Origin of the sequence: Pectobacterium brasiliense (assembly GCF_013449685.1) — a bacterium.
Classification (GTDB): Bacteria; Pseudomonadota; Gammaproteobacteria; order Enterobacterales; family Enterobacteriaceae; genus Pectobacterium; species Pectobacterium brasiliense_A.
On record NZ_JACDSF010000033.1, the window covers coordinates 183 to 21,992 of the forward strand.

Annotated in this window: 17 protein-coding genes, 1 other RNA gene and 1 pseudogene; 5 read left to right on the top strand and 14 right to left on the bottom strand. The window is 53.1% G+C overall.

Annotation, left to right across the window (positions count from 1 at the left end):
- Positions 1 to 413 precede the first annotated feature (413 nt).
- A complete protein-coding gene (dkgA, locus tag H0248_RS14095) occupies positions 414 to 1,241 on the top strand; it encodes a 2,5-didehydrogluconate reductase DkgA (protein WP_180786401.1) in 828 nt (275 codons plus the stop codon).
- A gap of 47 nt (positions 1,242 to 1,288) precedes the next feature.
- Here dkgA and H0248_RS14100 read toward each other — a convergent pair whose 3' ends face one another.
- The 4 genes from H0248_RS14100 to parC all read right to left on the bottom strand — a co-directional run bounded on the left by H0248_RS14100 (position 1,289) and on the right by parC (position 7,082).
- Positions 1,289 to 2,026, bottom strand: coding sequence for a GntR family transcriptional regulator (locus tag H0248_RS14100; protein WP_180786402.1), 738 nt, complete (start codon positions 2,024 to 2,026; stop codon positions 1,289 to 1,291).
- Between the two features lie 385 nt (positions 2,027 to 2,411).
- Entirely contained in the window at positions 2,412 to 3,827 is a 1,416-nt protein-coding gene (gene ftsP / locus H0248_RS14105; RefSeq protein WP_180786403.1) for a cell division protein FtsP, read from the bottom strand.
- 102 nt (positions 3,828 to 3,929) lie between these two features.
- Positions 3,930 to 4,667: a 1-acylglycerol-3-phosphate O-acyltransferase gene (locus H0248_RS14110; RefSeq protein ID WP_180786404.1), complete on the bottom strand. Its 738-nt coding sequence runs from the start codon at positions 4,665 to 4,667 to the stop codon at positions 3,930 to 3,932.
- Between the two features lie 150 nt (positions 4,668 to 4,817).
- Positions 4,818 to 7,082, bottom strand: coding sequence for a DNA topoisomerase IV subunit A (gene parC, locus H0248_RS14115; protein ID WP_180786405.1), 2,265 nt, complete (start codon positions 7,080 to 7,082; stop codon positions 4,818 to 4,820).
- A gap of 563 nt (positions 7,083 to 7,645) precedes the next feature.
- Here parC and H0248_RS14120 point away from each other — a divergent pair.
- Positions 7,646 to 9,938, top strand: a pseudogene (locus H0248_RS14120) (TonB-dependent receptor domain-containing protein).
- Between the two features lie 251 nt (positions 9,939 to 10,189).
- Here the strand turns inward: H0248_RS14120 and parE are convergent.
- The 5 genes from parE to nudF form a co-directional block, all read right to left on the bottom strand.
- The gene (gene parE / locus H0248_RS14125) at positions 10,190 to 12,085 is read right to left on the bottom strand and encodes a DNA topoisomerase IV subunit B (protein WP_180786406.1); all 1,896 of its coding nucleotides are present in this window, start codon (positions 12,083 to 12,085) and stop codon (positions 10,190 to 10,192) included.
- Between the two features lie 86 nt (positions 12,086 to 12,171).
- Positions 12,172 to 12,753, bottom strand: a complete 582-nt coding sequence (gene yqiA, locus H0248_RS14130; protein ID WP_180786407.1) for an esterase YqiA — start codon at positions 12,751 to 12,753, stop codon at positions 12,172 to 12,174.
- Positions 12,753 to 13,580, bottom strand: a complete 828-nt coding sequence (gene cpdA, locus H0248_RS14135) for a 3',5'-cyclic-AMP phosphodiesterase (protein WP_010297432.1) — start codon at positions 13,578 to 13,580, stop codon at positions 12,753 to 12,755. Before cpdA ends, yqiA begins: the two co-directional genes overlap by 1 nt.
- Positions 13,581 to 13,687: 107 nt before the next feature.
- A complete protein-coding gene (locus tag H0248_RS14140) occupies positions 13,688 to 14,119 on the bottom strand; it encodes a DUF1249 family protein (protein WP_010280219.1) in 432 nt (143 codons plus the stop codon).
- A gap of 4 nt (positions 14,120 to 14,123) precedes the next feature.
- Positions 14,124 to 14,756, bottom strand: a complete 633-nt coding sequence (gene nudF / locus H0248_RS14145) for an ADP-ribose diphosphatase (protein WP_180786408.1) — start codon at positions 14,754 to 14,756, stop codon at positions 14,124 to 14,126.
- 337 nt (positions 14,757 to 15,093) lie between these two features.
- Here nudF and tolC point away from each other — a divergent pair, with 337 nt between their 5' ends.
- The 3 genes from tolC (at position 15,094) to H0248_RS14160 (ending at position 18,601) form a co-directional block, all read left to right on the top strand.
- Positions 15,094 to 16,485: an outer membrane channel protein TolC gene (gene tolC / locus H0248_RS14150; protein WP_180786409.1), complete on the top strand. Its 1,392-nt coding sequence runs from the start codon at positions 15,094 to 15,096 to the stop codon at positions 16,483 to 16,485.
- 269 nt (positions 16,486 to 16,754) lie between these two features.
- Entirely contained in the window at positions 16,755 to 17,429 is a 675-nt protein-coding gene (locus tag H0248_RS14155) for a DUF1190 family protein (RefSeq protein WP_180786410.1), read from the top strand.
- Between the two features lie 11 nt (positions 17,430 to 17,440).
- The gene (locus tag H0248_RS14160) at positions 17,441 to 18,601 is read left to right on the top strand and encodes a glutathionylspermidine synthase family protein (protein ID WP_010297418.1); all 1,161 of its coding nucleotides are present in this window, start codon (positions 17,441 to 17,443) and stop codon (positions 18,599 to 18,601) included.
- Between the two features lie 69 nt (positions 18,602 to 18,670).
- Here H0248_RS14160 and ygiD read toward each other — a convergent pair whose 3' ends face one another.
- The 5 genes from ygiD to rsmI form a co-directional block, all read right to left on the bottom strand.
- Positions 18,671 to 19,456 carry a 4,5-DOPA-extradiol-dioxygenase gene (ygiD, locus tag H0248_RS14165; RefSeq protein ID WP_010280213.1) on the bottom strand — a complete coding sequence of 262 codons (786 nt, stop codon included), beginning with the start codon at positions 19,454 to 19,456 and terminating at the stop codon, positions 18,671 to 18,673.
- A 178-nt stretch (positions 19,457 to 19,634) separates the two neighbouring features.
- Positions 19,635 to 19,922: a type II toxin-antitoxin system RelE family toxin gene (locus H0248_RS14170; RefSeq protein ID WP_039282785.1), complete on the bottom strand. Its 288-nt coding sequence runs from the start codon at positions 19,920 to 19,922 to the stop codon at positions 19,635 to 19,637.
- Positions 19,912 to 20,166 carry a type II toxin-antitoxin system Phd/YefM family antitoxin gene (locus tag H0248_RS14175; protein ID WP_039282788.1) on the bottom strand — a complete coding sequence of 85 codons (255 nt, stop codon included), beginning with the start codon at positions 20,164 to 20,166 and terminating at the stop codon, positions 19,912 to 19,914. The genes H0248_RS14170 and H0248_RS14175 overlap by 11 nt, the downstream gene beginning before the upstream one ends.
- Before the next feature lie 312 nt (positions 20,167 to 20,478).
- An RNA gene (gene rnpB, locus H0248_RS14180) (RNase P RNA component class A) lies at positions 20,479 to 20,857 on the bottom strand.
- Between the two features lie 25 nt (positions 20,858 to 20,882).
- Complete coding sequence (rsmI, locus tag H0248_RS14185; RefSeq protein ID WP_110162829.1) at positions 20,883 to 21,770, bottom strand: 16S rRNA (cytidine(1402)-2'-O)-methyltransferase; 888 nt, start codon at positions 21,768 to 21,770, stop codon at positions 20,883 to 20,885.
- Between the last annotated feature and the right edge of the window lie 40 nt (positions 21,771 to 21,810).

Consider the following 21,810-nt stretch of genomic DNA (forward strand, 5'->3'; position numbering starts at 1 on the left):
CAGACCTCGCGAAAAAACGGCATCCATTGCGCAAAAAGTGATTTCAACCAGAAAGTGAGCAAGAAGTTGCGCAGAATGCGCAGTTATGCTGAAAGTTTGCGTTAGTGATAAATTATTCAAAGGAATAACCAATTTAAATGTGTTGTTTTGATAGGCTAATGGTAAATGAGGCGATAATTTGCTCAATTTTGATTAGCGTGTAAGTGAGTAATTACTTATGTATATAATGCAAAATATGCACGGGCTTGATTTCATCAGCCAACCTATAACCGACCAAATTTTCTACTAAACTAAAAGCATATGCCTGTTCCTGCGAGGGATCACGTGGCTCTATGTCCGTGATATGAACAGGTCGCCCATCCAGTTAACCCTATGATACTTTTATGGATTAACGGATATAAAAGGAGAATGAGATGACGCAACCGAAAGTTAAGCTGGCGGACGGCAATATCATGCCCCAGTTGGGCCTTGGTGTCTGGCGAGCAAGCAATGAGGACACGGTGATCGCCGTGACTGAAGCATTGTCCATCGGTTATCGGGCGATCGATACCGCCGCGATTTATAAGAACGAGGAGGCCGTTGGTCAGGCACTGAGTTCCGCGAACCTGCCGCGTGAAGAGGTGTTCATCACCACCAAGCTCTGGAATGGCGATCACACCGATCCCCAAAAAGCGCTGGAAGAGAGCCTGAGAAAACTTCGGTTAGATTATATCGATCTCTACCTGATCCACTGGCCGCTCCCGCAACAGAACACCTTTGTGGATGCCTGGCGCGGACTCATCAAACTCCAGGAACAGGGTCTGGCGAAAAGTATCGGCGTCAGTAATTTCCATATTCACCACTTACAGCGGCTAAAAGAAGAAACGGGCGTATTGCCGGTCATCGATCAGGTCGAGCTACATCCTCTTCTCCAGCAAAGACAGCTCCATGCCTGGAATGCTATCCACCATATCCAGACGGAATCCTGGAGCCCGCTAGCGCAGGGCGGCGAAGGCGTTTTCGACCATCCCATTATCCGTAAACTGGCGACAAAATACGGCAAAACGCCGGCACAGATCGTGATTCGCTGGCATCTGGACTGCGGGTTGGTGGTGATTCCTAAATCAGTCACGCCGTCGCGTATCAAGGAAAACTTCGAGGTGTTTGATTTCCGTCTGGATAAAGACGAGCTCAGTGACATTGCCAAGCTGGACTGCGGGAAACGTCTGGGATCAGACCCTGACGAACCGAGAAACGACTAATCTACCTTCGATGCCAGCCTTCACTGAGCTGGCATTTTTCTTCTCATCTAATCAGCGAACTGAATCTCATACACATCGCTACGGCAATGTGCTTCGCTGTATTCCAGCAGTTCACCCCGTTCGTTATAAACATGCAGTTGGCAATACAGCACTGGAGCCCCCGCCGCAATACCAAGAAGCGCAGCGATTTCTGCCGTACAGGCCATCGCTTTGAAACGATAGCGCTTTTTGTCGGGCGTGATGCCACGCGTCACCCAATATTGATAGAGAGACTGCTCAAGCGCTTCGGGGTCGGGTAGAAATTCTTGCGGTATCCAGGTCGTTTCCAGCGAAACGGGCTCACCATTGCTGAGCCGGACGCGTCGCAGATAGGTGACAGCCTGACCTTCCGGCAGAGACATTTTCGCAGCAATGGCAGCGGGTGGAACCTGTATTGCCTTTTCTAACCAGAGACTGCCAGCGACACCGCCTTGTTTCAATATCAACGCAGTGAACCCTTCATCCTCGGCGCTCAGTGCGTAGTTAAGCCGTTGAGCCACGCGGGTTCCCACCCCTTGTTGGCGCACAATCAGCCCTTTTTCTTCCAGCAGTGACAGGGAACGGGAAACCGTTACGCGTGATAATCCCAACTGCTGCGCAATCAGTCTTTCGGCGGGTAAGAACTGGCCGGATAACGTCTTACGGCGGCCGATTTCTGATTCAAGCAACGACGCGAGCTGCATGTACCGAGGCGCCGACGGCGCTCCAGCCAGTTGATCCCTGACCCAAAGCAGTAATTCCCGCATAGTGCAGCCTTTTTAGTGGCGCAGCGTTCTGGCTGCGTACAGGTTAAAACAGAAAGTGAAGCTGATTTCATAGCGAAACGAAACGCTCGGACGCTGACATTGTTGTAATAAAAAATGTTCTGTTAGTAATAATCAGGTCCGGAACAGTGCGCGACGCAAAACGCAATTCACCCTTAATTAATAGCAACATCAATATATAAGGTATCGTCCGCGCGGCTCTGCATCTTTAATTTTGGTTTGTCTGAATAGAGGTGGATCACATTAAGAAACAGATGGGGATCGGGAACATTGCCGTCTGACGAGCAGGCTGCGCATCAGACGCACGGCCGTTACCTTTGTCACGGCAAAGGGGGAGCGCGGAGAAGCTGGCAAGCTATAGGTTGGTTTACATCCCAGACTGTACGATGAGCTGTCCTGTCGAGCCGCGATCGGCCAGCTCTAGCGTCTGGCTGTAATACAGGAAGGGGAACGCCATTGAGGAAGGCTGCGTGAAATAAACCAGCAGCTCGACATCGTTATCCACCCACACCGTATCTTTCCAGCCGCTGTCTTCCACCGCCGGTGGCCGACCATTCGCGCTGCGCACCAGAAACTTGACGCCCTGAATGTGGAAAGCCTGCGGCGTGTCGGCGTGGATAATCCAGCGTTCACAGCGGCCAAGCTGGGTTTGTACATCGGCACGCGTCATGTCCCACATCGCGCCGTTGATGCCGGGCAGACTATCACCCAGACGGAATTCGCGCGTGCGACTGATGCTACCTTCAATGATGTTGTCGGCCAGCAAACGCATCGGCAGGTTATCCGTGACTAATGGCAACAACCCCGTCGGCTTCAGCGTAAGTATTTGCGTCGAAATCAGGATGCTGGAAGGCTCAAACAGCCCGCGCAGACGATCCATAATCCCAGCGGACTCACCTGCCGTCAGCGTCACTTCCTCACCTTGTGACATGTCGATCAGAATTTCACGCCGTTCACCAGGCGCGAGAGAAAGCTGGTTCACGGCCATCGGAGCCGGTAACAGCCCTTGATCGCTGGCAATCACATGCATCGCTCGCCCATCGCTCAACCGCATCACGTAACGCCGAGAGTTCGACGCGTTCAGCAATCTCAGGCGAACCCAGCCACGGGACACGTCAACAAAGGGGTTTTGCACGCCGTTAACGAGCAACGAGTCGCCCACGAACCCACCGTTAGAAGGCGGGTTATAGAGAGGGACACCAAAGTTATCCAGTCGTTTATCCTGAATAATCAGTGGGAAATCATCAACACCGTAGTGATTGGGCAGCGGTAGGGATTTACTGGCGCTGTCTTCCACCAGCCATAGTCCAGCCAACCCGTTATAGATATGCGGAGCCATGCGGTTCGGCGTATTCGCATGATACCAGCAGGTCGCCGCTGGTTGACGAACGGGCAACACCGGTGACCAGTCGGTTCCTGGAGAGATGATGCGAGCCGCACCGCCCATCAGTGGCCCCGGCACCTGCAAGCCACCGATCGTCATCGCGACAGGCTCATTCAGGCGGTTACTGTAAATCAGCTTAACGTCATCGCCGTCATAGACCCGCACCGTCGGTCCTAAATAGCGGCCATTGATTCCCCAAATGGAGGTTTTACGGTCACCGGAGAATGCCCAATGGGCACGCTGCATGGTCAGAAAAAGCGGCTGGCCTCGGCGCGACTCCAGTAATGGCGGTATCGGCAATGCGGCGGGATTCCCACTGGCTTTAGCTGCCAGTGGCGTCATACCCGCACATAACGCAAGGCCCGATGCCTGAATAAACTGACGTCGGCTGAGTGACATAATGACTCCGTAAATCCAATAAACCGTAAGCAAAGTTTATCTTCCGATTCGCTCTTGAATAGACAATCGGAAGAAATAATCGCGTAACTCGATGGGGTAAGTTTATTTTTTGTCTGCGGCTTCGCGCGCCGCGACTTCCGCATCCAGCTCCGAAATCTTGGCCGCCATCACATCATGACAGTGTGCAGCCAGCTCGCGAACCTGATCTTTGGTATATGCGCCGGTATCAATAGGCGGCAACATTTCTACGATAACGAGCCCGTTATTCCAGCGGTTCAACTTCACTTTGTTGCTGGTCGTAGAAACGCAAATCGGCACAATCGGCACGTCTGCGCTAATCGCGGCATGAAAGGCACCGGTTTTGAATGGCAGCAGGCCGCGTCCACGGCTGCGCGTACCTTCGGGGAACATCCAGATAGACGTGTTGCGCTCTTTAATATGCTTCACGACCTGGGCAATGGTGCCATGCGCTTTAGCGCGGTTTTCACGGTCAATCAGCAAGTTACCTGTCAGCCAATACAGTGGCCCGAAGAACGGGATCCACAGCAGGCTTTTCTTGCCCACGGTAACGGTACGAGGCTGAACCGCGCTGGATACCGTGACCATGTCGTAGTTGTTCTGATGATTAGCGATATAGATGCAGTTGCCGTAATGCGCAGCTTCTTCCGGTATCCGCATTTCTACTTTCAGGCCAAACACCACGGACAAACGGCCAAAAAGATGGCCGAAGGTCGCGACATGGCGGGGATTTCGAGGGCTGAACAGGCAGTAAAACAAGCCAAAAATACAGATCAAAATCGAAAAGATAACGACAATAAAAAAACGCAAAATGGATAACATAGCAACCTCATTAGCCGACAGCCGCCGCTAGTATAGCGATTTCGCGCTAAAACACACGGTGATTCAATTTGCTGCAAGATGGCAACCGGAAACTAAAGAAAGGCGGTATGACACCACCTTTCTCAACATGCACATAACAATATGGAGGACTTATTCTTCGCTGCTGCTAATCTGCTGTGGTGCATCCACCTCAATGCGGTCAATACCTTTTAACCCACGCAGCAACGTGCCTTTCAGTCCGCGTTTGCCCTGATAATTCTGAAGATCATTGGGGCGTAGCAACTGCTTGCGCTTACCCACGTACAGCGTGACAGAAGCCTGCGGCGGTAATAGAAGCAACTGAGCCAGACGATCTTTACCTTCCGCAAAATCAGCCGAGGAGATGGACACAATCTTGTTGCCCTTGCCTTTCGACAGCTGTGGCAGATCGGAAACGGGGAACAGCAGCATTCTGCCTGCGGCGGTGATCGCCATCAGCAGGTTATCGTCACCTTTGATCTCGATCGGTGCCAGCGCCTTCGCGTTATCCGGCAGCGTAATAATCGCTTTACCCGCGCGGTTACGCGCCACCAAATCGTTGAAGGTACAGACAAAGCCGTAGCCCGCATCGGATGCCATCAGCAACGGCTGATCGTCTGCGGCCATCAGTACTTGTTCAATCGTCGCGCCCGGCGGCGGCGTGAGTTTGCCTGTCAGCGGCTCACCCTGACCACGTGCAGAAGGCAGCGTGATCGGATCCAGCGCATAGCTGCGGCCAGTGGAGTCAATGAACACCACCGGCTGATTGCTCTTGCCTTTCGCGGCGGCGCGGAAGCTATCGCCCGCTTTATAACTCAATCCGGCAGGATCGATGTCATGCCCTTTCGCGCTGCGCACCCAGCCCATTTCTGACAGCACAATGGTAACCGGTTCGGACGGCACAAAGTCGTGCTCGCTCATCGCTTTCGCTTCGCCACGCTCACGCAGCGGCGAACGACGTTCGTCACCATAGGCTTGCGCATCCGCCTGAATTTCTTTCTTAATCAGGTTGCTGAGCTTACGGTCTGACGCCAGCAGCGCTTGAAGCTGATCGCGCTCTTTTGCCAGATCGTCCTGCTCACCGCGGATTTTCACCTCTTCCAGCTTGGCCAAATGACGTAATTTCAGCTCCAGAATCGCTTCAGCCTGTGTTTCACTCAGGCTAAACTGGCGCATCAGAACGGGCTTCGGCTCATCTTCCGTGCGGATGATATGAATGACTTCATCGATATTCAGGAACGCAATCAGTAAACCTTCAAGGATATGCAGACGCTTGAGCACTTTTTCCAGACGGTAATTCAGACGGCGGCACACGGTATCGCGACGGAAGACCAGCCACTCGCTCAGGATCTCGACCAGCCCTTTCACACTCGGTCGACCATCCAGACCGATCATGTTCATGTTAACGCGATAGCTTTTTTCCAGATCGGTCGTAGCGAACAGGTGGTTCATCACCTGATCCATATCGATCCGGTTTGAGCGTGGCACCAGCACCAGACGGGTTGGATTCTCGTGATCGGATTCATCACGCAGATCTTCGACCATCGGCAGCTTCTTCGCACGCATCTGGCTGGCAATCTGCTCCAGCACTCTGGCACCGGAAACCTGATGTGGCAGCGCGGTAATCACGACATCACCGTCTTCTTTCTTCCACACCGCACGCATACGCACGGAACCACGGCCATTCTGGTAGAGTTTGCGCACTTCATCGCGTGGCGTGATGATTTCAGCTTCCGTCGGGAAATCCGGTCCTTGAACATGCTGCAATAACTCGTCCAGCGAGGCTTTCGGGTTTTCCAGCAGCATCACTGCGGCGGCGGCGACTTCACGCACGTTGTGCGGCGGTATGTCCGTGGCCATCCCTACGGCGATTCCGGTGGTGCCGTTCAGCAGAATATTCGGCAGACGCGCAGGCAGCATCTTCGGCTCTTGCATCGTGCCGTCAAAGTTCGGGGTGTAATCGACCGTGCCCTGCCCGAGTTCGGACAGCAGCAGTTCCGCATATTTGGACAGCCGCGATTCGGTATAACGCATGGCGGCGAAGGATTTCGGGTCGTCCGGTGCCCCCCAGTTCCCCTGACCATCCACCAGCGGATAGCGGTACGAGAACGGCTGCGCCATCAGCACCATTGCTTCATAGCAGGCGCTGTCGCCGTGCGGATGGTATTTACCCAGCACGTCACCCACGGTACGGGCAGATTTTTTGAATTTGGCGCTGGCATTCAGTCCCAGCTCGGACATCGCATACACGATGCGACGCTGCACAGGCTTCAGGCCATCGCCAATGAACGGCAATGCCCTGTCCATGATGACGTACATGGAATAATTCAGGTATGCATTTTCGGTAAACGTGCGCAGCGCAAGGCTTTCTGCGCCGTCATGAGTCATCTCACTCATTTATCTCACTTCCCTCACATCGCGGCGCGATGGTTACGCTTTCCGGCACGCCATAGCGGCGGTATGTTTGGCGAGAATAGTACCTTATCTAATGAGGTGATGTCACAGGGAACCATTCGCAGGGAACCGCGCCACAGGAGTGAGTCACGTACTTCTTTAGCCGGTATCCAGAATGAGTCCGGGTACTCGCGGTTAAGCGCTTCATCATCGTCCAGCTCGTAGTGTTCGGTTTCATAAGTCAGTCATTTCATTACGCCTCATTGAGGCATAGCCAGTCGCTTTCATTTTGATAGCAACCATCCCGTTTCATTAAGAATTATTCATCATCGTTGCAACATCAGATGATAATGCTTAGCATATTGATAATGGTTATCATTACCACATGATAATTAATGTTATTTGCCGTTTTGCATTTCCCTTGCAGACGTTAGCGACCAGCACGCCATGTTTCCCCAACGCCGCTGGCCAGAACAACCTTATAGCAGAGTATCATTATGTTAATTAACAAGAATTTAAATAAAATTCTTCTCACCGGCATCTTGACTGGCGTTGCGCTGAACGGGATGGCAGCGGATAGCACCACAGGTAACAACGCACTCAACGTGAAGAATCAAGACGATTCGGCGTCGAAAACGGGACAGACTGACGATGTGATGACGGTTCACTCGCCAAAAGTCGAGAAAAAAGCCGGTTCAATTACGACGCTGACTGCCGCAGACATGCAAAGAGAAGGCGGCAACAATTTCGGCACGATCATGCGCTATCAACCTTTGGTGAGCGCAACAGGATCCAGCGGCGGCAGCAATACAGGGAAAAGCGGCTTCGACCGCGGCGGTTACACGGGCTACAACATTCGCGGCATTGAAAGCAACCGTGTAGCGATCGATACCGATGGCATCGCCCTGCCTAATGCCACGGGCCGCAGCTACGCCAGCCGTGCCGGATTCAATACCTTCGGCATGGGACGGGACTATATCGACCCTTACGTGTACAGCAGCGTCGATATTGAGTCGGGCGGTCTCCTTTCGGCCAAAATCTGCCGATGACTATCTGAAAGCAGGCAAGCAGGACTACTTCGGTTTTCAGAGCGACTACGACTCTGCCAACCATGGTTGGCATAATGGCATCACCGCAGCAGGCGGTGATGACGAATTGCGCGGTGTGGTCGTATTTAGCCGCCGTGACGGCCAGCAAACGCGTAATAACAGCGACGAGATCGCCGCGTACCCCGCCAACTGGCACTCTAACGCCATTTTGGCGTCCGGCATTTGGCAGGTTAACGACGAGCATCAGCTCACCGGTACGCTGGATTATTACCATAGAACCAACCATACCCATTATGACTACTGGGGTAGTCTGCCAAGCGGCAACAACACCATTTACGGCACGGCACAACAGAGCAGCGAGACACGCCGTTGGACCGCCAGCCTGAAAGATCGCTGGACACCCGTTAACAACACGCTGGTCGATTTGGTTGATAGCCGCATTTACTTCCAAAACAGCGAATCACACGACAATACCTGGCTGCCCGCAACTACAGGAATAGCGGCAGCAGATAGCCACCGCGTCTATTCCGACTACAATGTCACCACCTATGGATTCGATACCCATATGGTGAAAAGCTGGGATCGCCACGAGTTCAGTTGGGGCCTTAACGCCAGCCAAAGCAAAACAGAGCGTCCGTTCAGGCAGTCGCCTAACCAAACGGGTGCCAACAACATCATGCAGCCGGAAGCCGATAGCAATAGCTACACCGTCGGCGGCTTTGTGCAGGACACCGCTACGTGGGATCTGGCGGGGCACGCCTTCTCGGTTGTCCCTGCCGTGCGCGCCATCCATCAGCGTACCAAACCGACCAACACGGTTCGCCTGAGCGGTGACGGTAGTGTCATCAGTGAATCCGATGTCAACAGACTGTACGGCAAAGCCAACAGCGATACGCAAGTCCTGCCGTCTCTGAGCTTCCTCTACGACATCACGCCGACGCTGACAACCTATTTGCAATACCGTCGTGGCGCACAGTTCCCGGATGCCAGCCAGCTTTATGGCAGCACCAACCTGGATTCTAACTTTGCCGGGCCGTTCCAGTATGCCTTTATCGGCAATAGCGACCTCAAAACGGAAACCAGCAACAACGTAGAGTGGGGATTAAAAGGGGAAGCGACGGAGGGGGTCACCTTCCGTACCGCGCTGTTCTACAACACGTATAAGAACTTTATCGCCAATACCCGCTACCGTCGTAGCGCCAGCCCCGATAAATTCGTCAATGTGCCAAGTAATATCAGCACGATATTCCAGGCGGAAAACCGCGATAAAGCCTACATCTACGGTGGTGAGGTCAGCAGCAAAATACAGCTAGGCACCTGGTTCCCAGCAGTTGATGGGCTCAGCACCACGCTGGCGTTTGGCTACACCAAAGGCCAATCGCAATCGCACTACCTCGGCGACCGCTATGTCGATCTCGACAGCGTGGCCCCGATGAAAGCCGTGATAGGTATCGCCTACGACGATCCTTCCCAGCGCTACGGTGCCGCCGTGACGTCTACCTTCCAGAAAGGGAAACAGGCGAAAGATACCAGCCGTGAAAGCTACACCAATGCAGGCAACGCGATCGCCACCTCGAATGTCGAATATATGCGCATTCCCGGCTATGGCATGGTTGACCTGACCGCCTACTATCGCGTGACCAAAAACGTGAAAATCAACGGCGGCGTGTATAACCTGACTGACCGTAAATACTGGGATTACCTCAGCAGCCGCCAGATTGAGACCAACGATCGGCAAGGGCAGTATGACCGCGCCCTCTCCGTGCAGCCTGGTCGAACCTTCCAACTGGGTGTGAACGTGGACTTCTAATCAATAGTGTTATGCGCGAACACACATTTTGCTGATTAACGCAGGCACCTGGACGAACACTTTGCCAGATCGACGTTTTAGGTACCTTTCTACCGCTGTGGGCAACGCCTCACAGCGGATTTTCCGTGAGTTCCTCGCTCATAAAATCGAGAAAGCAGGTAATGCGCACCGCTAGCTGACTATTGCGATAATACACCGCGTGACTTTCATAAACGAATCTACCCGCCGTCGGTGAAGCATTTAACCGAGCGTTAGACCTCGATCTCCGCCTTATCGCCTTTCTCTTGCAGCCAGTTGCGGCGATCTTCCGAGCGTTTCTTCGCTAGCAGCATATCCATCATCGCCATCGTCTGGTCCATATCCTCTTCGCTGATGGTCAGCTGCACCAGACGGCGAGTATTCGGATCCAGCGTAGTTTCGCGCAGCTGTAGCGGGTTCATTTCGCCCAGACCTTTAAAGCGCTGCACGTTAGGCTTGCCTTTCTTGCGCTTAAGCTGCTCCAGCACGCCCGCTTTTTCCTCTTCATCCAGCGCGTAGTACACCTCTTTGCCCAGATCGATACGGTACAACGGCGGCATGGCGACATAAACGTGCCCGCCCTGAACCAGCGCCCGAAAATGGCGGACAAACAGCGCGCACAGTAGCGTCGCAATATGCAGGCCATCGGAATCCGCATCCGCCAGAATACAGATCTTGCCGTAACGCAGTTGGCTGAGATCGGCGCTGTCAGGATCGATACCGATCGCGACTGAAATATCGTGTACTTCCTGCGACGCCAGCACCTCATCGGAGGAGACTTCCCAGGTATTCAGGATCTTACCTTTCAGCGGCATGATCGCCTGGAATTCACGTTCGCGCGCCTGCTTCGCCGATCCGCCCGCCGAATCCCCTTCCACCAGAAACAGTTCCGTCCGGTTGAGATCCTGCGAGGTACAATCCGCCAGTTTGCCTGGCAGCGCAGGCCCACTGGTCAGCTTTTTACGCACCACTTTTTTGGCGGCACGCATACGGCGCTGAGCACTGGAAATCGCCAGCTCGGCCAACTGCTCCGCAGCCTGTACGTTCTGGTTCAGCCACAGGCTGAAAGCGTCTTTCACCACGCCAGACACAAACGCGGCGCACTGACGGGAAGAGAGACGCTCTTTGGTCTGCCCGGCAAACTGCGGTTCCTGCATTTTGACCGACAGCACGTAAGCACAGCGTTCCCAGATGTCATCTGCACTCAGCTTCACGCCGCGCGGCAGAATATTGCGGAATTCGCAAAACTCGCGCATCGCATCCAGCAAGCCTTGGCGCAGGCCGTTAACGTGCGTCCCGCCCATTGGCGTCGGGATGAGGTTCACGTAGCTTTCCGTCAACAGCTCACCGCCTTCCGGTAGCCAGAGCAGCGCCCAGTCCACGGCTTCAGTATCGCCAGTAATCGACCCTAGAAACGGTTTTTCCGGCAGCGTGATCAGGCCATTTATCGCTTCGCACAGGTAGTCATTCAGGCCATCCTGATAGCACCAGCGCTGCTCGGTGTTGTTAACTTTATCTTTGAAGATGATTTCCACACCGGGACATAAGACCGCTTTGGCCTTCAGCAGGTGCGTCAAACGGGAGACGGAAAAACGGGGGCTGTCGAAGAACTTCTCATCCGGCCAGAAATGCACGCGTGTTCCGGTGTTACGACGTCCGCAGGTGCCGGTTACAGTGAGTTCCTGCACTTTATCGCCGTTTTCAAACGCGATGTCGTACACCTGACCATCGCGCTTAACGGTAACTTCAACGCGGGTAGACAGGGCGTTCACCACGGAAATCCCTACGCCGTGCAAACCGCCCGAGAACTGGTAGTTTTTACCGGAAAATTTGCCGCCTGCGTGCAGACGACACAGGATCAGTTCAACGGCAGGTACGCCTTCTTCTGGGTGGATATCCACCGGCATCCCACGGCCGTCATCAATGACTTCCAGCGACTGATCGGCGTGCAGAATCACATCAATACGGCGTGCATGGCCCGCCAGCGCTTCATCAACGCTGTTATCTATGACCTCTTGTCCCAGATGGTTAGGACGCGTGGTATCGGTGTACATTCCCGGACGACGGCGCACCGGTTCCAGTCCGCTGAGTACTTCAATCGCATCAGCGTTATAACTTGATTGAGCCATAGTTTGCGTTAATTCTTTGAGTTCAGTGAATGGTGTTTAACGAACCGCTTTCGGCGCTTCGTTTTTCAATGCCTATGTGTGGTGATTCAGTCTGTCGTGAGCCCTAAAAAATTCACAATCGGTGCGAAAAAGTGCTCAAATCCGACAAAGGCATGATTGCCCCCTGACTCCACAGTTTGACGGCAGGCCGTGTAATACGCGACTGCCTGACGATAGTCCAGAACTTCATCCCCTGTCTGCAACAGCAGCCAGAGCAAATCCGGCGATTCCAGTCGGTCAACCTGCATGACCTTCAGATCGTAAACGTGCCGAGACTCTAGCACATATTTTTCACCGGTGTAGGGGTTCTGATATTCGCCCAGATGGTCCAGCAACAGTTCAAACGGCTTCACCGCAGGGTTCACCACCACGGCAGGCAGCATAAAACACTGGGATAGCCAGGTGGCATAATAACCACCGAGGGAAGAGCCAACAATGCCCACCGGACGACCGGCCCGCTCCATAATCAGCGACTCCATCATCTCGGCCGCTTCCGACGGATACGGTGGAAGCTGGGGAATCACCATGTCAATTTCAGGGTGCCGCTCTGCCAGCCACGTTTGCAGAGCCGTCGCTTTTGCCGACTGTGGCGTACTGTTGAAGCCGTGCAGATAAAGAAGCGTTGGCATTAGTAACCGTCCGAATCCATGTCAGGCAGGAATTCGCTGCCTGACAGACGATAGACCTCGGTTTCCAGACGGCCATCTGGCAGCAGGTCCAGATAGCGCCAGCCCGGCGCCACGTCATCAATGGTGAAGTTAGTGCAGTGCGGTTTGAACTGTACGCAGGTCGACGGCGTGGCCAGCAAGCGGCGGCCGTGCCAGTCAAAATCCATCTCCTGATGAATATGGCCACACAGCACGGTGTTCACCTGTGGATAGCGATCCAACACCGCAGACAGATTATGTGCGTTGCGCAAGCTATGCTGATCGAGCCAGGTACAGCCAGAAGGATGCGGATGATGGTGCAGCAGCAGCAGCGTAAAGCGATCGGGCTGACTTTTCAGACTGCGCTCCAGCCATTCAAGCTGGTATTCGCTCAGCTCGCCGTGTGGGACGCCAAATACCTGACTGTCCAACAGGATGATTTGCCACTTGTCGCCCAGCAGCACATGCTTGGACGGCGCAATACCGGCGTCAGCCAGCGCATCGACCATCGCCGGCTGGAAATCGTGGTTACCCGGAAGCCATACGCAAGGTGCAGGGATCTGCGCAATCCCGCGTGAGAAATGGTGGTAGGCTTGCAGCGTGTGATCCTGTGCCAAATCGCCCGTCGCGACGATCAAATCAAACGCATCCTGCCGAGCCTTGATGGCATTCAGCACAGCGTGATAGCTACGATAGGTGTTGATACCCAGCAAGGTTTCATGCTCGCCCGCAAAAAGATGGGTATCTGTTATTTGTAAAATCCTGACTCTGGCGCCACTCGCCACAGGCAGTGTCAACAGGCTTTCCAAATGGTGTCCTTGGTTACGTAAATCTGTCTCTACCCGTCATCTTTCAAATTGCAGAATACGCTGCTTTCCCTTGTTGGCTCGACTGTCGCCGTCCTGCGTCTTGAAATCTATTGGGTATCAAAAACCGGTATCGACATCGAACCATACGCCAAACAATACTTTAGCCAATCAGCAAGAAACTGATTAATTTGATGCTTTTCATCACGTTGATGTAACTTCTTATTCGGATAATCATAACGTGCTTTGAAACGAAAGATCTGCTGGCTGGCACACACTTCCGCAACCAACGCATCATGATACAACCTAACGCTCATCATTGGCAGGCTCCAGTAGCTGACAGTGGGCGCTGTCTGCTTAATTTCCACCAATGAGGTATAGCGAGTAGACTCAAGAATCGTCAGTTGATAGACCGCATTATTGACGTGATAAACCGCGATTTCACCGACTTCATCAATTTTTGGCAACAAACGCCGCAATTGCATGAAGTTGGTTTCACATAGCCTCATCATGGCAGGGAAATCCGGAGTATAACGTTTCATAAATTCAATCCACCCACTCACGTTTCAGTTCTTCATGGTGCAACGCCAACCATTGCAAGGCAATGACAGACGCGGCGTTATCAACGATGCCTTCTTCAACCCATTGATAACTTTGTTGACGGCTCACCACATGTACGCGGATATCTTCATTCTCTTCCGCCAGACCGTGAATCCCTTTCGCCGTAAGTGTATCCACCTCGCCCACCATCACTGCCATACGCTCGCTGGTGCCGCCGGGACTCGCAAGATAGTTGATTATCGCTCGGCAACGGCCAACCCTTAATCCGGCTTCTTCCTCTGCTTCGCGCCGCGCCACCTCTTCGTGGCTTTCTCCTGGCTCAATCATGCCAGCCACCAGCTCAAACAGCCAGGGAGATGCACTGGTGTCATAGGCCGCAATACGAATCTGTTCGATTAATACCACTTCATCACGTACCGGATCGTAAGGCAGTAACACCACGGCATGGCCACGTTCGAAGATCTCACGGCTGACCTCATCGCTCATGCCGCCATTAAACAGGCGATGACGGAAACGGTAACGCTCCAGCGAAAAAAAACCGTCGTACAACGTTTCGCGTGCAATAATTTCTACATCATCTTTGGTGAAAGTAACCGGACCGGATACGGAAGACGCCATAGCTTTACTCCTGTAACAAGTATTAATGGAATCCGGTATTGTATGGTGGAATCCGCTGTCATTATACTCATCATTGTTTTTGAACGTTTGTTAGGCGTGGCATCGGCCAAGTGAGGGGGGGTCTCACCCATCGCATCACTTTTCGGTGCCTGACTGAACAGCAAAACGCCGCACTGAATCATCCAACAGGTCAATTTACCTGACCTTGTGGGCATATTCCGCTGAAAGATGGCACGTTCAGCTACCTTATCCTATTGGCAGATTCTGATAGAATCGACAATTATTCGTCTACAGACAGCGCTACCATAGCGAGATTGCTGCACAACAAGGAATGCAAATGAAGAAATTGCTCCCTCTTCTGATTGGTCTGAGCCTGGGCGGTTTTAGCGCCATGAGTCAGGCGGAAAACCTGTTACAAGTCTACCAACAGGCAAAAAGCACCAACCCTGATTTACGCAGCTCTGCGGCAACCCGCGACGCCGCGTTTGAAAAAATTAACGAATCACGTAGCCCGTTACTGCCGCAGTTAGGAATCAACGCCGGTTATACGTATAACAAAGGTTACCGTGACAGCAATGGCGTCAACAACAACGAGAAAAGCGCGACATTGCAGTTAACCCAGACGCTGTTCGACATGTCCAAATGGCGTGCGCTGACGTTGCAGGAAAAACAAGCGGGTATTGAAGACGTTACCTATCAGACCGCTCAGCAAAACCTGATGCTGAACACGGCAACCGCCTATTTCAACGTTCTGCGTGCCATTGACTCGCTGTCTTACATCAATGCGCAGAAGCAGGCGATTTATCGCCAGTTGGATCAGACAACACAGCGCTTCAACGTGGGTCTGGTTGCGATTACCGACGTCCAGAACGCCCGGGCACAGTATGACAGCGTGCTGGCAAATGAAGTGCTGACCCGTAATACGCTGGATAACGCGCTGGAATCACTGCGTCAGATCACCGGCAATTTCTACCCACAACTGGCCAGTCTGAACATCGAGCGTTTCTCTACCCAGAAACCTGAAGCGGTTAATAACCTGCTGAAAGAAGCGGAAAATCGCAACCTGAATCTGTTGTCCGCACGTTTGAGCCAGGATTTGGCGCGTGAGCAGATTCGTTCAGCAGAAACGGGCTATATGCCGACGTTGGATCTCACCGCATCAACGGGCGTGAGTGATACTCGTTACTCCGGTTCACGGACGAATAGCGGCAACTTCAATGACACTGACGCAGGGCAACACCGAGTGGGCATTAACTTCACTCTGCCACTGTATAGCGGTGGCGCGACCAATTCTCAGGTGAAGCAAGCGCAGCACAGCTATGTTAGCTCGAGTGAACTGCTGGAAAGCGCACACCGTTCTGTCATCCAAACGGTACGTTCATCGTTTAACAATATTTCCGCGTCTATCAGCAGCATCAACGCTTACAAACAGGCTGAAGTGTCTGCACAAAGCTCTCTAGATGCAATGGAAGCCGGTTATCAGGTGGGTACGCGCACCATCGTTGATGTACTGGATGCCACCACTACGCTGTATAATGCCAAACAGCAGCTCTCTAGCGCTCGTTATGATTACCTGATCAATCAGTTAAACATCAAATCCGCGCAAGGGACGCTGAATGAAGCCGATCTGCAGGCACTGAATGCATCACTGGGCCAGCCGGTATCCACCACGCCAGCCGTAACCGACAACACCGCTCCGCAGGCCACTACCGCCTCGGCGCAGCGTTAATCGATAGCCGCGTTTACACGCATCAAATACAGGGGAACCACGGTTCCCCTTTTCATACCTATGTCTTTTCCACAAAATAGCGCGACAGCACCAGAACACAGGAACCACCTTCTTTCGCTATAAAGCGAAACGTTGCACAACAGAATGTATAGCAACGTAAAGACACCTTCCGTTACACCTATTGCCGCTTTAAATTCAAGCAGCGTTCCCCTATTCTTAGGCACACTTATTGGTTATTGGCCGTGATGCTTTGCTCTGGGATAAACACGATGAAACGTACAAAAAATATTAATCAGGAAACGTTCCGCAAGGAATGGCGGACGCACCGTCTTGCGCCTGTTGCTTTGGCCGTCAGCGCCGTATTTTTCCTCGCGGGCTGCGAGCAAACTGATGAAACCGTCTCCCTCTACCAGAATGCGGATGATTGTTCTTCCGCTAACCCGTCCATGGCTGCCCAGTGCACCACTGCATACAATAATGCGTTAAAAGAAGCAGAAAAAACGGCACCGAAATACGCAACGAAAGAAGACTGCGTAGCAGAATTCGGCGAAGCGCAGTGTACTCAAACGCCTGCACCAGCACAGGCTGGTATGGCAGCAGAATCTCAGCAGGGCGGCGGTATGTCCTGGATGCCGTTGATGGCCGGCTACATGATGGGCCGAATGATGGGTGGCGGTGCCGGTTTCGCACAGCAGCCGCTGTTCAGTCCAAAAACACCAGCCAGCCCGGCCAATGGCCAGTTCGTTGATGCCGCTGGTAAAAACTACGGCAACGCGACAACAGGCCGCACGATGACCGTGCCGAAAACCGCTCTGGCACCGAAGCCTGCAACGACCTCAACCATCACGCGTGGTGGCTTTGGTGAAACCGTCGCGAAGCAAAACAGCATGCAGCGCAGCAGCGCCAGTTCAAGTTCCAGCGCTTCCCGTAGCATGGGCGGCTGAGGACGTATTAGATGAAGCGGATAGATATTACAGCGCGTCCTGACTGGCAGGAAAAAGCCACCGAATTTGGTTTTCGTTTCCACACCATGTATGGCGAGCCCTACTGGAGCGAAGAGGCTTACTACCAGTTCACGCTGGCTCAGATCGAAGAGCTGGAAGAAGCCACCGCCGAGCTGCACCAGATGTGTCTGCAGGTGGTGGAAAAAGTCGTCAACAGCGACGCGCTGCTCGCCAAATTCCGTATTCCCAAACACACCTGGGAATTCGTCAGACATTCATGGCGCACCAATCAGCCTTCGCTGTATTCACGCCTCGATCTGGCGTATGACGGCAAATCTCCAGCCAAGCTGCTGGAGAACAATGCGGATACGCCGACATCGCTGTACGAAGCGGCCTTTTTCCAGTGGCTCTGGCTGGAAGATCAAATCAACGCCGGAAACCTGCCGCAGAATTCAGACCAGTACAACAGCATTCAGGAAAAGCTGATCGAACGCTTTGAAGAGCTAAAGCTCAATCACGGCTTCGGCCTGCTGCACTTCGCCTGCTGTCAAGATACGGAAGAAGATCGCGGCACGGTGCAATACCTTCAAGATTGCGCGCTGGAAGCCGGTCTGCCGAGCGAGTTTCTGTACATTGAGGAAATTGGCCTCGGTGAGAAAGGCCAGTTTACCGACCCTGAAAATCAGGTAATTGGTAATCTGTTCAAGCTGTATCCGTGGGAGTTCATGCTGCGCGAGATGTTTTCCACCAAGCTGGAAGATGCCGGCGTGCGCTGGCTGGAACCGGCCTGGAAAAGCATTATTTCCAATAAAGCGTTGCTGCCAATGCTGTGGGAAATGTTCCCAAACCACCCCAACCTGCTTCCTGCCTATTTCGCAGAAGATGAACACCCTGAACTAGACAGCTACGTCATTAAGCCGCTGTTTTCACGCGAAGGGGCGAACATCCAGATCGTCGAAAATGGCAAAGAGATTGCGTCAGCCGATGGCCCTTACGGCGAAGAAGGGATGATCGTCCAGCAGTACCATCAACTGCCAAAATTCGGCGACAGCTACACGCTGATTGGTAGCTGGCTGGTAAACGATCAACCTTGTGGTATCGGCGTACGTGAAGATCGCGCACTGATCACTCAGGATCTCTCGCGCTTCTATCCGCATACCATTCTGGATTAAGCCGCAAAATTGAAACTAATAAGGCACGGTTTTCACCGTGCCTTATTCATTACTGACGCCAAAAGCGGATTACCCCACCTGTACCGACAACATACTCAGCGAACCCATTTCAAGCCCATCGACAGGAATGCCGATCGCCTCTTTACCGTCCCAGCTTCCCAGCACATAGAGCAGCGGGAAATAGTGATCGGGTGTTGGGTTGGATAATGCGGCACCATCATGCTGCATAAAATTAACCAGCGGATGGTCGTCGCCCTGATAAGTCAGGTTATCACGCACAAATTGATTGAACGAAATGGCCCACGGATACGGCTCAGCGTCGCCATCCCATTTCACCATCCGCAGGTTATGCACGACGTTGCCACTCGCCACAATCATGAAGCCTTCATCACGCAGGGCTGCCAGCTTGCGCCCTAATTCGTAGTGATACGCGGCAGGCTGCGTACCGTCCACGCTCAGTTGCACAACGGGAATATCCGCATCGGGATACATCTTGATCAGTACGCCCCAGGAGCCGTGATCCAAACCCCATTGGCTTTGATCGGCGGTAACGGGATACGGTGCCAACACCTGTTGGATCCTCGCCGCCAATTCAGGCGAACCGGGTGCCGGATACTGGGTATCAAACAGCGCCTGCGGGAAGCCGCCAAAATCATGGATGGTGCGCGGGTTTTCCATCGCCGTCACAGCCGTACCACGGGTATACCAGTGGGCAGAAACCGCGATAATCGCCTTCGGACGCGGCAGCGTCTCACCCAGCGTTTGCCATGCCTGCGTATACACATTGTTTTCCAACACGTTCATCGGGCTACCGTGGCCGAGGAACAGTGCAGGCATCCGGGAAGTGTTGTTCATAGTCATATCCTCTGAAAGATGTCAGCGAGCGTGCAGCCGCACGCGATGGCCTTACTTTACGCGCTTTATGACACAGAAAAAGTCAGAGTTATGTGATGGAGAACATCAATTAATTTGAAAGGTATGACACGCGGCAAGAAAAACTACCGACAAGGGATGGAACTCGCAAAAGACCAGATTAAGCAGAGCGACCTTTCGTATCAGAATAAATCTGGCTACCTTCGCGCTTTCCAACTCCCATAACCATCACAGTAATGGTCTCATCCTGAACCAAATACACCAGCCTGTAGCCAGCGGACTTCAGTTTAATTTTATACTGGTCTTTACGGCCATGAAGCTGGGCTGAAGGAACACGAGGATTTTCCAAACGCTCAACCAGCTTTTTCTTGAACTGCTCACGGACAGGATGCCCTAGCTTTTTCCATTCCTTCATTGCAGAAGGCACAAATTTTAACTTATAGGTCATCGAGCGAAATCTCTTCCGCGTCAGCTAGCTCTGACATCCGATCATCAACGGTACGCCCCAGCTCTGCATCTTCAGCCAATTCCATTAAATAAGCGAATACGGCAGGAGGCACACAGTAGAACGCCGGCTCATTCCGGTTCAGTATAGCGATAGTTTCACCTTCAGCAGCCCGTACCGTCCCCATCGGGTCACGTTTCAACTCAGTAATACTGGCGGCTGTGTTAGTTAGGATGTTGAAAGCCATAATTTCATTCACTCAATTCAGTTAGTCAAAAGCGACTTAAACACACTAATAATAGCACTTTTAAAAGCACTTATTATAGTATCTCCTAAGCATCACTTCACACTGGCCGTTAAGCCGCTTTCTTTCATCAAAAGCGTCGTGGACAGTCATTCATCTTACCTGCCCCCATAAAGCAAAACCCCGCCGAAGCGAGGTTTTATGATGAAGGGCGTTGACCGTTAAGCCGCTTTCTTTCATAAAAAGCGTCGTGGACAGTCATTCATCTTGCCTGCACCCATAAAGCAAAACCCCGCCGAAGCGGGGTTTTATGATGAAGGGAGTTGACCGTTAAGCCGGGTTCTGTCGTGGACAGTCATTCATCTAGGCCAGCAATCACTCACTGGCTCAAGCAGCCTACCCGGGTTCAGTACGGGCCGTACCATGTGAACCCCTATTTGGCCTTGCTCCGGGTGGAGTTTACCGTGCCACGAACTGTTGCCAGTCGCGCGGTGCGCTCTTACCGCACCCTTTCACCCTTACCTGATCCCACTTGCGTGGGCCATCGGCGGTTTGCTCTCTGTTGCACTAGTCGTAGGCTTGCGCCTCCCAGGCGTTACCTGGCACCCTGCCCTATGGAGCCCGGACTTTCCTCCCCTCCACCTGTCTCCCCCGAAAGGGACGGCAGTGAAGCGGCGACTGTCTGGTCAACTCCGGCGCGGATGATAGGGCAAATCGCCCTACTTGTCATCCTCCGATTCACCGCTATCGCCTTCTTGCTCCAGCCCATAGCGGTAAAGCGCGTTTTTCTTCACGCCGTGAATCTCTGCAGCCAGCGCCGCCGCTTTCTTCAACGGTAGCTCGGCACGCAATAGCGTCAGCGTGCGCAGCGCTTCCGCCGACAGCGCGCTGTCGTCAACCTGATGCCCTTCCACAATCAGCACCATTTCCCCTTTGCGCCGGTTTTCATCTTCTTTCACCCAGGCCAGTAGTTCGCCCACCGGCGCACCGTGAATCGACTCCCAGGTTTTGGTGATTTCACGTGCCAGCACCACGTAGCGCTCAGCTCCCAGCACCTCGCTGATATCCTGCAGGCTGTCCAAGAGACGATGTGTGGATTCGTAGAAAATCAGCGTGCGGGTCTCTTCCCCTAGCTCACGCAGCTTATCCTTGCGACCTTTGGTTTTGGCGGGCAGAAAACCTTCATAGCAAAAACGGTCAGACGCCAGACCGGACGCGGAGAGCGCCGTTATCGCCGCACAAGCGCCCGGCAGCGGCACCACGCGAACGCCTGCTTCACGGCAGCGTCGAACCAAATGGTAACCGGGATCGTTAATCAGCGGCGTGCCCGCATCTGAAACCAGTGCAATGCTTTGTCCTGACTGCAATTTAGCCAGCAACACATCCGCTTTTTGTTGTTCGTTGTGATCGTGTAATGCGAACAGTCGCGCATTAATCGCAAAATGTTGTAACAGCAGACCGGTATGGCGGGTATCCTCTGCGGCGATCAGATCAACGCTCGCCAATACCGCTAGCGCACGCTGCGTGATGTCGCCCAGATTGCCGATTGGCGTGGGGACAATGTAGAGGGTAGATGCAGAAATGTCTGCTTGTTGGTCTTGATTCATTGTTTCATCCGGGTTGCCGATTTAATATTGAGCATCTTTT

Excerpts from the sequence above, each read along its gene's own strand:
- yqiA (WP_180786407.1), bottom strand. The coding sequence starts at position 12,753 with ATGCCAACGCTTCTTTATCTGCACGGCTTCAACAGTACGCCACAGTCG.
- parC (WP_180786405.1), bottom strand. The coding sequence starts at position 7,082 with ATGAGTGAGATGACTCATGACGGCGCAGAAAGCCTTGCGCTGCGCACG.
- H0248_RS14100 (WP_180786402.1), bottom strand. The coding sequence starts at position 2,026 with ATGCGGGAATTACTGCTTTGGGTCAGGGATCAACTGGCTGGAGCGCCG.
- ftsP (WP_180786403.1), bottom strand. The coding sequence starts at position 3,827 with ATGTCACTCAGCCGACGTCAGTTTATTCAGGCATCGGGCCTTGCGTTA.
- H0248_RS14170 (WP_039282785.1), bottom strand. The coding sequence starts at position 19,922 with ATGACCTATAAGTTAAAATTTGTGCCTTCTGCAATGAAGGAATGGAAA.
- H0248_RS14155 (WP_180786410.1), top strand. The coding sequence starts at position 16,755 with ATGAAACGTACAAAAAATATTAATCAGGAAACGTTCCGCAAGGAATGG.
- tolC (WP_180786409.1), top strand. The coding sequence starts at position 15,094 with ATGAAGAAATTGCTCCCTCTTCTGATTGGTCTGAGCCTGGGCGGTTTT.
- H0248_RS14140 (WP_010280219.1), bottom strand. The coding sequence starts at position 14,119 with ATGAAACGTTATACTCCGGATTTCCCTGCCATGATGAGGCTATGTGAA.
- dkgA (WP_180786401.1), top strand. The coding sequence starts at position 414 with ATGACGCAACCGAAAGTTAAGCTGGCGGACGGCAATATCATGCCCCAG.
- nudF (WP_180786408.1), bottom strand. The coding sequence starts at position 14,756 with ATGGCGTCTTCCGTATCCGGTCCGGTTACTTTCACCAAAGATGATGTA.
- H0248_RS14110 (WP_180786404.1), bottom strand. The coding sequence starts at position 4,667 with ATGTTATCCATTTTGCGTTTTTTTATTGTCGTTATCTTTTCGATTTTG.
- H0248_RS14160 (WP_010297418.1), top strand. The coding sequence starts at position 17,441 with ATGAAGCGGATAGATATTACAGCGCGTCCTGACTGGCAGGAAAAAGCC.
- parE (WP_180786406.1), bottom strand. The coding sequence starts at position 12,085 with ATGGCTCAATCAAGTTATAACGCTGATGCGATTGAAGTACTCAGCGGA.
- ygiD (WP_010280213.1), bottom strand. The coding sequence starts at position 19,456 with ATGAACAACACTTCCCGGATGCCTGCACTGTTCCTCGGCCACGGTAGC.
- rsmI (WP_110162829.1), bottom strand. The coding sequence starts at position 21,770 with ATGAATCAAGACCAACAAGCAGACATTTCTGCATCTACCCTCTACATT.
- H0248_RS14175 (WP_039282788.1), bottom strand. The coding sequence starts at position 20,166 with ATGGCTTTCAACATCCTAACTAACACAGCCGCCAGTATTACTGAGTTG.